The organism is Rhizobium phaseoli (assembly GCF_010668805.1).
In the GTDB taxonomy this organism is placed as follows: domain Bacteria; phylum Pseudomonadota; class Alphaproteobacteria; order Rhizobiales; family Rhizobiaceae; genus Rhizobium; species Rhizobium phaseoli_A.
Map to the genome: position 1 here is coordinate 299872 of NZ_WUFT01000007.1, position 15687 is coordinate 315558.

The window sequence follows — 15687 nt, forward strand, 5'->3', positions numbered from 1 at the left end:
GCGCCACGATCAACCAGACCGGTGTGTCATGTCCCCAAAAAAGACGACGCTGAAGCCTGCCAAAAACGTACCCGCCTCGAAGAAAACTCCCCCGGACCCCGGGTCTCTGCGCGGTGTTGCGAACTGGAAGGAGGCAGCACGATGGCTGAGGGACAGGGGCATCGAAGACATCGAATGCATCACGCCGGACCTTGCCGGCGTTCCGCGCGGCAAGATGATGCCGAGCTCGAAATTCACCTCGAATACCTCGCTGGCGCTGCCTTCGGCGATCTACCGGCACACGATTTCGGGCGAGTATCCGGAGGAGACGGAGAGCTTCCGCTATGAGCCGCGCGACAGCGACCTGAAGCTGATGCCGGATCTTTCGACGCTTTCGGTCGTGCCCTGGGAGACCGACCCGACGGCGCAGGTGATCTGCGATATCGTCGATTCCGACGGCGGCGAAGTGCCCTATACGCCGCGCAACGTGCTGAAACGGATCCTGAGCCTCTATCACGACCGCGGCTGGAAGCCGATCGTGGCGCCGGAGATCGAATTCTACCTGGTCGCCAAGAATGACGACCCCGACTATCCGCTGCACCCGCCGAAGGGCCGGTCCGGCCGCTCGATCCTCGGCGGCCAGGGCTATTCAATCGCCGGGATCAACGAATTCGACGAACTGATCGACGATATCTACCATTTCTCCGAGAAGCAGGGCCTCGAGATCGATACGCTGATCCACGAAGAGGGACCGGCGCAGCTCGAGATCAACCTGCGCCACGGCAATCCGATCGAGCTTGCCGACCAGGTGTTCCTGTTCAAGCGGACGATCCGCGAGGCGGCGCTGAAGCACGACATCTATGCGACCTTCATGGCCAAGCCGATGCAGGCCCAGCCGGGTTCTGCGATGCATATCCATCAATCGGTGGTCAATATCGAGACGGGTAAAAACGTCTTCTCCAACGCGGACGGATCGGCTTCGAAGGAGTTCTTCCATTTCATCGGCGGCATGCAGAAATTCGTGCCGAGCGCGATGGCGATGCTGGCGCCCTATGTGAACTCCTACCGGCGCCTGCAGCCTGACATGTCCTGCCCGGTCAACAATGCCTGGGGTTACGACAACCGGACGACGGCCTTCCGTGTTCCGGTTTCCGATCCGCAGGCGCGGCGCGTCGAAAACCGGCTGCCGAGCTCGGACGCCAATCCCTACCTGGCGCTTGCCGCCTCGCTCGCCTCCGGCCTGCTCGGCATCATGAAGCAGATCGAGCCGACGGCGCCGACGGAGGATTCGGCAAATGAAGGCTCGATCGACCTGCCGCGCGGCCTGCTGGAAGCCGTGGCGCTGCTCGAGGACGAGCCCGCCTTCGAAGAGATTTTCGGCAAGCAGTTCATCGGCCTCTATGCCGGCGTCAAGCGCGGCGAGTTCGAGACCTTCATGCAGGTGATCAGCCCCTGGGAGCGGGAATTCCTTCTGCTCAACGTGTGAGGGAGCGTCATGGCATCGCAGGAGATGTGGCAGAGCCCGATCTCGCCGGGACTATCCTGGTATCAGGCAACCATCGGGGAGCGGCCGACCTATGCCGCCCTCGACGGCTCGAGAACAGCAGACGTCGCCATCATCGGCGGCGGCTATACCGGCCTGCAGGCCGCCTATAATCTTGCCAAGGCAGGCGTTTCGGTGGTGCTGATCGAGGCCTGCCGCTTCGGTGACGGGGCGTCCGGGCGCAATGGCGGCCAACTCGGCACCGGCCAGCGATGGTGGCCGGAAGAACTCGAGGCGACGATCGGCCACGAACGCTCGAAGGCGCTGTTCGATCTTGCCGAGGCGGCCAAGCGCCATCTGATCGATTTCGCCCGCGAGCACCAGATCGAGATCGACTATGTGCCCGGCCAGCTCAACGTCGCGCACAAGGCGAGCTACAAACGCGCCTATTACGAAAATGCCGAGATCGCCGCGTTGCGCTACAACTATCCGCACATCAGCTTCATGGACGAGAAGGAAACGCAGGAGCGGCTCGGTTCGAAGCGTTTTCATTGCGGCGTGCGCGATGTCGGCACCGGCCACATCCATCCGCTGAAGCTGCTGGTGGGGCTGGCCAGGGTCGCCGCCAATGCCGGCGCTGCGATCTTCGAGATGACCGCGGCAAAGGCGATCCGCCAAGGCGGCGGCAAGGTGACGATCGAAACCGAAAGGGGAACGATCACGGCCGGCCGGGCGCTGATTGCCTGCGATGGCCATATCGACGGCCTCGAACCGGTGACCGCAAGACATGTGATGCCGATCCGCTCTTTCATCGGCGCCACAGCGCCGCTCGACCGGCATCCCGATGTGTTGCCGGGCAACGAGGCCGTGGCCGATTCGCGCTTCGTCGTGCGCTACTTCCGCAAATTCGGCGACGGTCGGCTACTGTTTGGCGGGCGCGAGGCCTATACGTCGGACAATCCGCGAGACATTTCCGAGCACATTCGCCGGCAGATCGCCGAGATCTATCCGGATCTGAAGAATATCGAGATTACCCACGCCTGGGGCGGCAGCGTCGGCATCACCATGCCGCGCCAGCCTTTCGTGCGCGAGGTCATGCCCGGCGTCATCTCGATCGGCGGTTATTCCGGCCATGGCGTCATGCTGTCAAACTATTGTGGCAAGCTCTATGCGGAAACGGTGCTTGGAAAATCCGGCGATCTCGACCTCTTCAAATCGCTCGATATTCCAGCCTTTCCCGGCGGAGCCAGCATGCGGACGCCGTTGCTTTTCCTCGCCTTGTCGTGGTTTGCGCTTCGCGACAAATTTTAGTCCGATTGCGGATTTCCTCTTCCGGAAATTCGCTCTAAAACCGGTGCCTGAGAGATTCATTGCACCGCACACTGGCTTTTTTAAATCGATTAGATTAAAAGAGCCGCCAACCAGCCTGATTGAGAGATAAGCTCATGAGCAGCCAGATCATTCCCGTTGAGCCTTTTGATTATGTCGTCTTCGGCGGCAGCGGCGACCTTGCCGAACGCAAGCTTCTGCCCGCGCTGTATCATCGCCAGATCGAAGGCCAGTTTACGGAACCGACCCGTGTGATCGGCGCCTCGCGCAGCCCGTTGACGCACGAGGAATACCGCAAATTCGCCAAGGACGCGCTGAACGAGCACCTGAAGAAGGGCGAATACGACGAAGCGGAGGTGGAGAAATTCTGTGCCCGCCTCTACTACGTCTCGGTCGACGCCCGCACGGATACCGGCTGGGATCAGCTGAAGAAGCTGCTCGACGAGGGCAAGGATCGGGTGCGCGCCTTTTACCTCGCGGTCGCGCCGGGCATCTTCGGCGACATTTCGCAGAAGATCCACGACCACAAGCTGATCACCAAGTCGACCCGCATCGTCGTCGAGAAGCCGATCGGCCGCGACCTCGCCTCGGCGCTGCAGCTCAACGACACGATCGGCCGTGCCTTCAAGGAAGAGCAGATCTTCCGCATCGACCACTATCTCGGCAAGGAGACGGTGCAGAACCTGATGGCGCTGCGCTTCGCCAACGCGCTCTATGAGCCGCTGTGGAACGCCAACTATATCGATCACGTGCAGATCACCGTGGCTGAAGCAGTCGGCCTCGAGGGCCGCGCCGGCTATTACGATACGGCAGGCGCATTGCGTGACATGGTGCAGAACCATATCCTGCAACTGCTCTGCCTGACGGCGATGGAAGTGCCATCGTCGATGGATTCGGAAGCCGTTCGCGACGAGAAGCTGAAGGTGCTGCGCGCGCTGAAGCCGCTCAATGCCTCCAATGTCGAGCAGGCGACCGTCCGCGGCCAGTATCGCGCCGGCGCATCGGGCAGCGGCCCGGTCAAGGGCTATCTCGAAGAGCTCGAAGGCGGCGTCTCGAATACCGAGACCTTCGTCGCCATCAAGGCGGAGATCAACAATTGGCGCTGGGCCGGCGTTCCCTTCTACATCAGAACCGGCAAGCGCCTGACCGGACGCATGTCCGAGATCGTCATCACCTTCAAGCCGATCCCGCATGCGATCTTCGACCAGGCGGCCGGGCGCATCGTCGCCAACCAGCTGATCATCCGGCTGCAGCCGGATGAAGGCGTCAAGCAGTCGCTGATGATCAAGGATCCGGGCCCAGGCGGCATGCGCCTGCGCAACGTCTCACTCGACATGAGCTTCGCCCAGGCCTTCAACGTCCGCAATCCGGACGCCTACGAGCGTCTGCTGATGGACGTGATCCGCTCCAACCAGACCCTGTTCATGCGTCGCGACGAAGTCGAAGCCGCATGGAAATGGGTGGATCCGATCCTCAAGGGTTGGGAAACGACCGGCCAGCAGGTGCAGGGCTATACGGCCGGCACCTGGGGCCCGAGCCAGGCCATCGCGCTGATCGAGCGCGACGGCCGCACTTGGCATGACGATATCTAGGACGAAACCGATGGCATCGACCCTGCATTCCTTCGCCAGCCCTTCAGATCTCGCCGGCAGCCTCGCCGACAAGGTCGCCGATATGCTTTCGGCGGCGATTGCCGCGCGTGGAACGGCGTCCATCGCCGTTTCCGGCGGCTCGACCCCGAAGCTGTTCTTCCAGGCACTGTCGACGCGCGACATCGCCTGGGACAAGGTGACGATCACCCTTGTCGACGAGCGTTTCGTGCCGGCCGACAATGCGCGCTCGAACCATCTGCTGGTCGATGCCAATCTCCTACAGAACAAAGCCAAGGCGGCGCGCTTCGTGCCGCTCTATCAGGACACGGCCTCGGCGGAGGAGGCCGCAAAGCTTGCGACCGAGAAGACCAGGGCGATCAGTTCGCCCTTCGACATCGTCATCCTCGGCATGGGCGGCGACGGCCACACCGCCTCGTTCTTTCCCGGCGGCAGCAATCTCGCCAAGGCGCTCGATGCATCGACGCCGCGCGGCATCATCACCATGGAAGCGGAAGGGGCCGGTGAACCGCGCCTGACCTTCACCTTCTCCGGTCTTCAGGATGCCGCACTCCTGGTTCTCCATATTGAGGGCGAAGGCAAAAAAGACGTTCTCGCCAAGGCGGAAGGCAAGGGTGAAGAGGCAGACATGCCGATCCGCGCCGTTCTGCGCCGGGCCACTTCCCCGGTCGAGATCTACTGGGCTCCCTGATCGGCCGTCAATCCCGATCGAGTATCAGGCCAGAGCCGCCGAAAGATTAAGACAACGAACAAGGCAGGGATCTTCCATGTCCGCTCACGCACGCATTTCTGCGATCACCGATCGCATTGTCGAACGCTCGAAACCAACCCGCGAGCGCTATCTGGAACGCCTGCGCGCCGCCGCGTCCCAGGGTGTGCAGCGCTCGGTGCTCGGCTGCGCCAACCTGGCCCACGGTTTTGCGGTCTGTTCCCCCGCCGATAAGGATGCGCTCGCCGGCGACCGCATCCCCAATCTCGGCATCATCACCGCCTATAACGACATGCTCTCGGCGCACCAGCCGTTCGAGACCTATCCGGCGATCATCCGCGAGGCGGCAGCCCAGGCCGGCGGCGTGGCGCAGGTGGCGGGCGGCGTGCCGGCCATGTGCGACGGCGTCACCCAAGGACAGCCGGGCATGGAGCTTTCGCTGTTCTCGCGCGATCTGATCGCCATGTCGGCGGGCGTCGGCCTGTCGCACAACATGTTCGATGCCGCCCTCTTCCTCGGCGTCTGCGACAAGATCGTACCGGGCCTCGTCATTGCGGCGCTGTCCTTCGGACACCTTCCGTCGATCTTCGTTCCTGCCGGCCCGATGACGACAGGCCTGCCGAACGACGAGAAGTCGCGCGTGCGTCAGCTCTTCGCAGAGGGCAAGGTCGGCCGCGCCGAGCTGCTGGAAGCGGAATCGAAGTCCTATCACGGCCCCGGCACCTGCACCTTCTACGGCACCGCCAATTCCAACCAGATGCTGATGGAGATCATGGGCTTTCACATGCCCGGCTCCTCCTTCATCAACCCCGGCACGCCGCTGCGCGAAGCGCTGACGCGCGAGGCCGCCAAGCGGGCGCTGGCGATCACCGCGCTCGGCAACGAATTCACGCCGGCGGGCGAGATGATCGACGAGCGCTCGGTCGTCAATGGCGTTGTCGGCCTGCATGCGACCGGCGGTTCGACCAATCACACGCTGCACCTCGTCGCCATGGCGCGGGCGGGCGGGATCCAGTTGACCTGGCAGGACATCGCCGAGCTTTCGGAAATTGTGCCGCTGCTTGCCCGCGTCTATCCGAACGGGCTTGCCGATGTAAACCATTTCCAGGCGGCCGGCGGCATGGGCTTCCTCATCAAGGAACTGTTGAAACACGGGCTGGTGCATGACGACGTGCGCACCGTCTTCGGCCATGGCCTCGAAGCCTATACGGTCGACGCCCGTCTCGGCGAAAACGGCGCCGTCCTGCGCCAGCCGTCGCCCGAAAAAAGCGTCGATCCCAAGGTTCTCTCCAGCATCGAAACGCCGTTTCAGGCGAATGGCGGGCTGAAGATGCTGCGTGGCAATCTCGGCAAGGCGGTCATCAAAATATCAGCCGTCAAGCCGGAGCGTCACATCATCGAGGCGCCGGCGATCATCTTCCACAGCCAGCAGGAACTCCAGGATGCCTTCAAGGAAGGCAAGCTCAACCGCGATTTCATCGCCGTCGTGCGCTTCCAGGGGCCGAAGGCGAACGGCATGCCGGAACTGCACAAGCTGACGCCGCCGCTCGGCGTACTGCAGGACCGCGGTTTCCGCGTGGCGCTGTTGACCGACGGACGCATGTCCGGGGCCTCAGGCAAGGTGCCGGCCGCAATCCACGTCACGCCTGAAGCGGTCGACGGCGGCCCGATCGCCCGTATTCGCGACGGCGACATCATCCGCCTGGACGCAATCAAGGGCACGCTCGAGCTGCTCGTCGATGCGGCCGACATGGCCGAGCGCGAACCGGTGACGGTCGATCTCTCCGACAATGAATTCGGCATGGGCCGCGAACTCTTCGCGCCGTTCCGCCGCGCCGTCGGCGCTTCGGATCAGGGCGCGAGCGTGCTCTTCCACAACTGAGCATGATTGCTGCAGACAAACAAAACCCGCGGGGTGCGCGAAGCACCCCGCGGGTTTTCCGAATCAGTGCAGTGATATCCGGTCAGGCGCGAATATCGAGAACGTAGTCGCGGTGCGCCGGATGGGTGCTGTAGACGAAGATCTTGTTCAGTTCCTTCTGCGTCAGCAGGCGCAGGAAGCGGACTTCGACCGTATTGTTGGCGTTGACCTTCATCAGCAGGCAGCCGACCTTGGTGATGCGGGCATCCGGAATATCCAGATAGAACTGCTTCGGCAGGTTGAACTGGGTGAGGATCGCGAGTGACGCGCTGCTCATCGAGATCCGGATGATATCGCAACGGCGCGAAGCCGCGTGCATGACGCCCTTTTCCGTATATTCGATGCGCGCGGCATTCATGGTGTCCTCCATCTTGAACCGCTGCTCGCGGTCATACATGAAGGATTCTTCCTTGCTCAGGAAATGAGATTTTGGCTGTGACGGATTGGATGCGGCCACGGTGCTTATCCCCCTCATAAATCGATGGGGAAAAGGTAGCAGCCGATCTTTAACAGAAAGTGAGAATTCGGCCCGTCCCGTATAATTCTTAGGGCCATCACCCCAAAAATGGCCGCCTCATTTCCGGTAGGTATGGCCGGTTGCGTTAAACAGATGCAACTTCTGCCTGTCGGCGGCAAACCGCATCCTCTGGCCCTTCTTCACATCGTAGATGCCGGGCAGCTTGACGACGATCGGCTCGCCCGGAACCAGGCCTTCGATATAGAGCAGCGTGACTTCGCCGAGCGCTTCGACGATCGACACCTCGCCCTCGAAAAGATAGTCGGCGCCGTCGGCGACCCTCAGATCCTCCGGACGAACGCCGAAGCTTGCCTGCTTGCCCTTTTCGGAGGCGTCGGTCGCAACATCGAGGGTCACCGACATGCCGCCGGTCAGCGTCACCGTCGTCTGGCTTCCGGTGCCGGCGACCGTCGCCGGGATGATGTTCATCGCCGGCGAGCCGATGAATTTGGCGACGAAGAGGTTGGCCGGGCGCTCGTAGAGATCCAGCGGCGCACCGACCTGCTCGATATTGCCGGCCGAGAGAACGACGATGCGGTCGGCAAGCGTCATCGCCTCGACCTGGTCGTGGGTCACGTAGATCATCGTCGTATCGGCCATCTGTTCGTTCAGGCGGGCGATCTCGATGCGGGTGGCGACGCGCAGCGCGGCATCGAGGTTGGACAGCGGCTCGTCGAACAGGAAGACCTTCGGATCGCGGCAGATGGCGCGGCCGATCGCCACGCGCTGACGCTGGCCGCCGGACAGCGCCTTCGGCAGGCGGTCGAGATAGTTGGTCAGCTGCAGGCTCTCGGCCGCCGCCCGGACGCGACGGTCGATCTCCTGCTTGCTTTCGCCGGCGATCTTCATGCCGAAAGCCATGTTGTCGAAGACGGTCATGTGCGGGTAGAGCGCATAGGACTGGAAGACCATGGCGATGCCACGCTTGGAAGGCGGCACGTCATTGACGAGATGGCCGTCGATATACATCTCGCCGCCGGTGATCGCCTCAAGACCGGCGATCATGCGCAGAAGTGTTGACTTGCCGCAGCCGGACGGACCGACGAAGACAATGAATTCGCCCTGTTTGATATCGAGATCGATCCCATGGAGAACGTCCACGGAACCGTAGGATTTGCGGATATCCTTCAGCGTCAGTCCAGTCATGTCTCTCTCCCCTGCTGATCCTTAAGCGAGACGGGCGAAATACGCCCCCCAGGCCGGTATATCGATCTTGTCGCCATAGTTGTTGCTGATAAAGCCATGCCCCGTCAACGCCTGCCATTCGCCCGCAGGCAAAGTGACCCCGGTTTCGGCCGGGCTCATGTTGAAGATGCAGAGCAGCTTCTCATTGCCGTATTCACGGGTGAAGACCAAGGCATCGCCCTGCGGCTCCTCGAATTCGATCTCACCCTTGGCAAAGGCCGGGTGCAATTTGCGGAAGGCGATGAAGCGGCGATAGTGCTCCAGCACCGAAGCCTCGTCGCCCTGCTGAACGCTGACGGCACGCAGGATATGCTCGACCGGCACCGGCAACCAGGGCTTGACCGTCGAAAATCCGCCCTGGGCGACCTGACTGTCCCAGACCATCGGCGTGCGGCAGCCGTCGCGGCCCTTGAACTCCGGCCAGAACTGGATGCCATAGGGATCCTGCAGATCCTGATAGGCGAGATCGGCCTCGGTCAGCGCCAGCTCCTCACCCTGATAGAGGCAGACCGAGCCGCGCAACGTCAGCAGCAGCGAGGCATAGAGCTTGGCGAAAGCGTCGTGATCGGCGACCAGCCCGCCCCAGCGGCTGACATGGCGCATGACGTCGTGATTGGAGAAAGCCCAGCAGGCCCAGCCATCGGGTGCTGCAGCTTCGAAATCCTGCATCACCTCTTCGACGCGCTCCGCCGTCAGCGGATCGGGCGCCAGGAACTCGAAGGCATAACACATATGCATCTTGTCGTTGCCGGAGGTGTATTCGCCGACGATTTCGAGGCCGCGCTGGCTGTCGCCGACCTCACCGACGGCGGCAATTGCCGGAAATTCTTCCAGAACGGCGCGGAAGCGCTTCAGGAAGGCAAGGTTTTCCGGCCGGTTCTTGTCGTAGATATGCTCCTGGAAATTATAGGGATTGACCGCCGGCGCCGTCGAGGCGTTGCGGCGTTCCGGAGCAAGGGCGGGATTGTCGCGCAGTTGCGTGTCGTGGAAATAGAAATTGATGGTGTCGAGGCGGAAGCCGTCGACACCGCGGTTGAGCCAGAAGCGGACGACATCAAGCAGACGGTCCTGCACCTCAGGATTATGCAGGTTCATGTCCGGCTGCGAGGTCAGGAAGTTATGCAGGTAATATTGCATGCGCGTCGGATCCCACGCCCATGCCGAACCGCCGAAGATCGATAGCCAGTTGTTCGGCGGCGTGCCATCCGGCTTGGCGTCGGCCCAGACATACCAGTCTGCCTTGGCGTTGGTCTTGCTGGAGCGGCTCTGGACGAACCAGGGGTGCTGATCCGAACTGTGGGAGATGACGAGGTCGATCATCACCCGAATGCCGAGGCGATGGGCCTCAGCGATCATCGTGTCGAAATCCACCAGCGTGCCGAAGATCGAATCGACATTCTCGTAGTCGGAAACGTCATAACCGAAATCGCGCATCGGCGAGGTGAAGAAGGGCGAGATCCAGATGGCATCGACGCCAAGGCTTGCCACATGCGGCAGGCGGGCGGTGATGCCCTTCAGGTCGCCGATGCCGTCACCGTTCGAATCCTGGTAGGAGCGCGGGTAGATCTGATAGATCACCGCGCCGCGCCACCAGTCCTTGTCGGGGGTCGAGATCGATTGGGGAGCCACGTTCATGGAATATCCTGTTTGAAGTCACGGTCGAAAATGGTCAGCCTCCCTTGACCGAGCCCGCCAGCAGGCCACGCACCAGATAACGCTGCAGCCCGAAGAAGACGAGCAGCGGCACGATGATGGTGACGAAGGCCGACGCCGTCAAAATCTCCCAATTGCCGCCGCGTGAGCCAAGCAGCGCGTTGAGGCTGCCTGTGAGAACGAGGTGGTCCTTGTCGGTGCCGAGGAAGACCATGGCGACGAGCAGGTCGTTCCACACCCACAGGAACTGGAAGATGGCGAAGGAGGCGAGTGCCGGGAAGGACAGAGGCAATACGATGCGGACGAAGATCTCGAAATCGCTGGCGCCGTCGACGCGGGCGGATTCGATAATCTCCTTCGGCAGGCCGGCGATATAGGCCCGCAGGAGGTAGATGGCGAGCGGCATGCCGAAGGCAGTATGGGCCAACCAGATGCCGGGATAGGTCTTGGAAGGTTCGCCGAGCATGGTACCGATCTCGTTATAGAGACGCAGCAGCGGGATCAGCGACATCTGCAGCGGCACGACGATGAGGCCGACGACGAGCGCGATCAGCAGCCCGCGGCCGGGAAATTCCATCCAGCTGAGCGCATAGGCGGCGAAAGCGGCAATCAGGATCGGAATGATCGTCGCCGGGATCGTCACAGTCAGCGAATTGATGAAGGATTGGCCGATACCCTCGCCGGTCAGAACCGTCTTGTAGTTCTGCATGGTGAATTCCGGCGGCGCGGAGACGGATGCATAGATGCGCCGCGGACGTTCGTCGGGCGAAAAGGCGGCGTTCTTCACATAGCGGTAGCTGCCGTCGCTGTTGATCTGCAGGGTTTCGCCGTCGCCGAGATCGGCGGTCTGACCGGCTTCGAAGGCGGCCGGCTGCTGCACCCGGTTGCCGAAGGCTTTTACCGAACGGCCGGTCTGGCCCTCCAGCACATTGCCTGTGATGACGTAGGTTGCGCCTTCCTGCTGCTGCTGGTCCGGTGTGCCCAGGCGGACGGCGACGGTCTGCGTCGAGCCGACGAAGGCCGTCCACCAGCCGGAGACGACGATCTGGTCCTTGTCGCGCAGCGCGCTGACGAAGATCCCGAGCGTCGGGATCAGCCAGACGATGACGATCAGCAGAACGGCGGCGTGAACGAAGAGACGGGCGGGGCCGATCTTGAAGTAGCTTCCGACAGCGGTCATCTCAGTGGCCCTTCAGTTCGCGATTGGCGCGTCGCACGTTCCAGACCATGATCGGCGTGACGGCCAGCATGATGATGATGGCGATGACGGCGCTTCGGCCGGAATCGCCGCCGCCGCGGAATAGCCAGTTGAACATCAGGTTCGCCAGCACCATCGACTGCCACTGGCCGTTGGTCATGGTCAGCACGATATCGAAGACCTTGAGGACGAGGATGGTGATCGTCGTCCAGACAACCGCGATCGAGCCCCAGACTTGCGGCACCATGATGCGCCAGAAGATCTGCCAGCCATTGGCGCCGTCGATGACGGCGGCCTCGATCGTCTCCTCGGGAATGCCGCGAAGGGCGGCCGATAGGATGACCATGGCAAAACCGGTCTGTATCCAGATCAGGATGACCATCAGGAAGAAATTGTTCCAGAAGGGAACGGAGATCCACACCTCAGGCGTGCCGCCGAACGTCTGGACGATGGCGTTCAAGAGGCCGATCTGGACGTCGTTGCCGCCGCGATATTCATAAATGAACTTCCAGATGACCGAGGCGCCGACGAAGGAGATCGCCATCGGCATGAAGACGATGCTCTTGGCGATATTGCCCCACCAGATGCGGTCGGTCATCACGGCGATGACAAGGCCGAAGAAGGTGCAGGCGGCCGGTACGACAGCGAGCCAGAGGATGTTGTTGAAGATGGACTGGCGGAATTCGCGGTCGACGAGCGCCCATTTATAGTTGGCGACGCCGACGAACTGCTCGCCGGCGCGGTCGTAGAAGGAGAGGATGAAGGTCGCAACGACCGGATAGACGAGATAGACAACGAGCAGGAAGAGCGCCGGGCCGACGAACAACCACGGGCGCACGAGCGCACGGCGGTTGAGATTGCGCGATGCGGCGCGGATGTCGCCATCCTTCACCGGCAGAGCGAGATCCAGGATCTTGTTCGAAAAATAAAAATAGGCCGAGCACGCGAAAACGGCGGCGACCACGACGCCCAAAGCGGACACTATCTGCGACAGCATTTCGTCCCTCCCCTGCTTCCCCTGATCTTATTGCGACCGGTTGTTATTCTGACGGGTCAGCGCCGGTCATCGTCAAACTGTTTGTATTGCCCAATCACAATAAATGCTGCGATGGCCGGGCTCTTTGCGAACCCGGCCAGTCATGCAAGCCATGCGGCCGGCAAGCCGGCGGCATAATTTTGGAAGATTACTTGATGCCGTCCCAGGCGCTCTGGATTTCGCCAGCAGCATCTTGAGCCGACTTGCCGCCGACGAAATCGACCATGCCCGTCCAGAAGGCGCCCGCGCCGATCTTGCCCGGCATCAGGTCGGAACCGTCGAAACGGAAGGTGGTGGCGGAGGTCAGGATCTCGCCTTCCTTCTTCATCTGCGGATTGGCATAAGCCTCGGTGCTGACACCCTTATACGGCGTCAGGAAGCTCGACTGCGCCATCCAGACCTCATGCGCGATCGGGGTCTTCAGGAAGTCGATGAAGGCACGGGCCGCCTTCGAATCCTTGGTGATCGAAACGAGCGTGCCGGCACCGAGAACCGGCTTGCCGAGTTCGGGATGCGACGCAAAGGTCGGCATGTAGAAGAAGTCGGCATCCTGGCCCAGCTTCGTGCCCTCGGGGAAGAAGGACGGGATGAACGAGGCCTGATGGTGCATGTAGCACTTCGGCGGAACCGCAAAGAGGCCCTTCGGGCTGTCGCGGAAATCGGTCGAGGCCACGGCCGCGACGCCGCCGTCGACATATTTCTCGTTCTTGGCAAACTTGCCGAACTCGTCGATCGCGGCAACAACGGCCGGATCGGTGAACTTCAGCTCGTTGGTCGTCCACTTGTCGTAGGCCTCAGGCGGCTGGGTACGCAGCATGATGTCCTCGACCCAGTCGGTCGCCGGCCAGCCGGTGGCGCCGCCGGAACCGAGACCGATGCACCAGGGAACGCCGCCATCCTTGACGATCTGGTCGGTCAGGGCATGCAGCTCTTCCATGGTCGTCGGGATCTTATAGCCGGCTTCCTCGAAGTTCTCCGGAACGTACCAGACCAGCGACTTCACGTCGGCCTTGTAAGGGAAGGCGTAGAAGGCTTCTTTGCCGTCCTTGCCCTTATAGGTGCCGTAACCGACCCAGCTGTCGCCGGCCCCGTAATTGTCCTTGATCCACTTGGAGTTGTCGTCGCCGAGCGGCGTCAGGAAGCCCTTGCTGGCGAGGTCGGCGAACAGGCCCGGCTGCGGCAGAACGGCGATGTTCGGCGGCGAGCCTGCCTGCGTGTCAATGACGATCTGCTGCTCGTAGTTTTCGGAAGAGGAGTATTTGGCTTCGATGCCGGTCGCTTCGGTGAAATAGGCAAGAACGCTCATGAAGAACGCCTCGTCCTCGCCGCGCCACGGCCCGAAGATCGTCAGGGGCTGCCCCTTCAGATCGGCATGAGCGGCCTTGAATTCGTCATAGCTCTTCCAATTGAACTTGGCATCCTGCCCTGGGGCAAATTTCAGATCGGCCGCGGACGCAGCACCAGCAAAAAGCGCTGCCACGGCAACGCCCATCAAAAATGACTTTTTCATGTGATCAACCTCCCATCACAATCCCAACCGCACCGAATTCCCTTTAAAAGGAAATTTCAAAGCGCTTTGACACTCAACTCATTCCACTTTCGGCGGAATGGAGTCAAGTCATTTCATGAGAACCCCGCCGTGAACACGCCTGTACGACGGTGCAGCGGCGGTTATCGGGAAATATGGAGCGATTTTTCTTGAGTCAAGCACACCAAATGCTACATAATTGAAAGCGCTTTGGATGCCACTGGGAGGCGGCAGGCCTTTTGAAAACGGCCGACGGGCGGGCCGGGAGGAAGCATAGCAGGTGAATCTCAAACAGCTATCGGAATTGCTGGGGCTGTCGCAGACGACGGTGAGCCGAGCGCTCAACGGCTATCCCGAGGTCAACGAGGCGACCCGGGAGCGCGTGCTTCAAGCTGTCAAGGAAACCGGATACCGGCCGAACAAGGCGGCGCAGCGGCTGGCGACCGGCAAGGCCGGCTCGATCGGCCTCGTCATGCCGACGGCGCCCGGCCACCAGTCCGACGTGCATTTCGGCGAATTTCTGGCCGGGCTCGGCGAAGAGGCGGTGCGCCACGACTTCCACTTCGTCATCATGCCGGCCGACCCGGACGACGAGGTTGCGGCGCTCAGGCGCCTCGCGATCAGCGGCAATGTCGATGCGTTGTTCGCCGCCTATATGCGCGGCCACGACCCGCGGCTTGCCATGCTGAAATCGCTCTCCATGCCTTATGTGGTGCATGGCCGCTCCTTCGGTGCGGAGCCCGACTATCCCTATCTCGACATCGACAATGAGGGCGCCTTCTACGATGCGACGCGGCTGTTGCTGCAGCTCGGCCATACGCGCTTCGCGCTGATGAACGGACCAATACATCTCGATTTCGCCATCCGCAGGAAGAACGGCGTCATATCAGCGCTTGCCGAGCGCGGGCTGGCGCTCGACGAGGATTGCATCAGCCATGCGCTGATGACGGACGAGCAAGGGCTGCTGGCAATGGAACAGTTCCTGCAGTTGCCGGAGCGGCCAACGGCCATCCTCTGCTCCAGCACCGTGCTGGCCCTCGGCGCCATCCGCGCGGTCAACCAGGCGGGATTGCGGCTCGGCGAGGATATCTCGCTGATCGCCCATGACGACGTGCTGCCGCTGCTGAAGCCGGAAAACTTCTCCGTGCCGCTGACGACGACGCGCTCCTCTCTCAGGGCCGCCGGCGTTCGCATCGCGCAGCGGCTGATCGGCACGGTGAAGCAGGCCGGCCCCTTCCCTGATCAGGAACTCTGGAAGACCGAGCTAATCGTCAGAGCCTCGACCGGCCCTGCCCCGCAGCAGCTATAGTCAGAACTGCGGCGGGGTCTGCCCGGCAGTGCGATGAGCGGCGATGACGGTATTGGCCATCAGCATGGCGATGGTCATCGGCCCGACGCCGCCGGGAACGGGGGTGATGGTGCTGGCGACTTCGGAGACCTCAGCGAAGGCGACGTCGCCGACCAGCCGGGTCTTGCCCTCGCCTCTTTCGGGAGCTGCCACACGGTTGATGCCGACGTCGATGACCGTCGCACCCGGCC

The 15687-nt window shown here is 61.9% G+C and carries 12 protein-coding genes and 1 pseudogene; 6 read left to right on the plus strand and 7 right to left on the minus strand.

Annotated features, from left to right (window positions below):
- The first annotated feature begins 28 nt into the window (after positions 1-28).
- From GR197_RS13525 to edd, 5 genes are all read left to right on the plus strand, one after another.
- On the plus strand, positions 29-1465 hold the full coding sequence (locus tag GR197_RS13525) for a glutamine synthetase family protein (protein ID WP_164010211.1): 1437 nt from the start codon (positions 29-31) through the stop codon (positions 1463-1465).
- A 9-nt stretch (positions 1466-1474) separates the two neighbouring features.
- The gene (locus tag GR197_RS13530; protein WP_164010213.1) at positions 1475-2773 is read left to right on the plus strand and encodes an NAD(P)/FAD-dependent oxidoreductase; all 1299 of its coding nucleotides are present in this window, start codon (positions 1475-1477) and stop codon (positions 2771-2773) included.
- A gap of 134 nt (positions 2774-2907) precedes the next feature.
- Positions 2908-4383: a glucose-6-phosphate dehydrogenase gene (zwf, locus tag GR197_RS13535; protein ID WP_164010215.1), complete on the plus strand. Its 1476-nt coding sequence runs from the start codon at positions 2908-2910 to the stop codon at positions 4381-4383.
- A gap of 10 nt (positions 4384-4393) precedes the next feature.
- Entirely contained in the window at positions 4394-5092 is a 699-nt protein-coding gene (gene pgl, locus GR197_RS13540) for a 6-phosphogluconolactonase (protein WP_164010217.1), read from the plus strand.
- A gap of 76 nt (positions 5093-5168) precedes the next feature.
- Positions 5169-6992 carry a phosphogluconate dehydratase gene (edd, locus tag GR197_RS13545; RefSeq protein WP_164010219.1) on the plus strand — a complete coding sequence of 608 codons (1824 nt, stop codon included), beginning with the start codon at positions 5169-5171 and terminating at the stop codon, positions 6990-6992.
- An 82-nt stretch (positions 6993-7074) separates the two neighbouring features.
- Here edd and GR197_RS13550 read toward each other — a convergent pair whose 3' ends face one another.
- From GR197_RS13550 to GR197_RS13575, 6 genes are all read right to left on the minus strand, one after another.
- The gene (locus GR197_RS13550; RefSeq protein WP_164010221.1) at positions 7075-7428 is read right to left on the minus strand and encodes a hypothetical protein; all 354 of its coding nucleotides are present in this window, start codon (positions 7426-7428) and stop codon (positions 7075-7077) included.
- A gap of 177 nt (positions 7429-7605) precedes the next feature.
- Positions 7606-8694, minus strand: a complete 1089-nt coding sequence (locus GR197_RS13555; protein ID WP_164010223.1) for an ABC transporter ATP-binding protein — start codon at positions 8692-8694, stop codon at positions 7606-7608.
- 21 nt (positions 8695-8715) lie between these two features.
- Positions 8716-10368 (minus strand): alpha-glucosidase, encoded by a 1653-nt coding sequence (locus GR197_RS13560; RefSeq protein WP_164010226.1) that lies wholly within the window; start codon positions 10366-10368, stop codon positions 8716-8718.
- Positions 10369-10402: 34 nt separating this feature from the next.
- Entirely contained in the window at positions 10403-11566 is a 1164-nt protein-coding gene (locus GR197_RS13565) for a carbohydrate ABC transporter permease (protein ID WP_164010228.1), read from the minus strand.
- Between the two features lies 1 nt (position 11567).
- Positions 11568-12581, minus strand: a complete 1014-nt coding sequence (locus tag GR197_RS13570) for a carbohydrate ABC transporter permease (protein WP_164010230.1) — start codon at positions 12579-12581, stop codon at positions 11568-11570.
- 187 nt (positions 12582-12768) lie between these two features.
- Complete coding sequence (locus GR197_RS13575; protein ID WP_164010232.1) at positions 12769-14130, minus strand: ABC transporter substrate-binding protein; 1362 nt, start codon at positions 14128-14130, stop codon at positions 12769-12771.
- Between the two features lie 298 nt (positions 14131-14428).
- On the opposite strand from GR197_RS13575, the gene GR197_RS13580 reads away from it, so the two are divergent.
- A complete protein-coding gene (locus tag GR197_RS13580; protein WP_164010234.1) occupies positions 14429-15457 on the plus strand; it encodes a substrate-binding domain-containing protein in 1029 nt (342 codons plus the stop codon).
- Here GR197_RS13580 and GR197_RS13585 read toward each other — a convergent pair.
- A pseudogene (locus GR197_RS13585) lies at positions 15458-15687 on the minus strand (bifunctional methylenetetrahydrofolate dehydrogenase/methenyltetrahydrofolate cyclohydrolase); the annotation flags it as partial. It lies immediately after the preceding gene.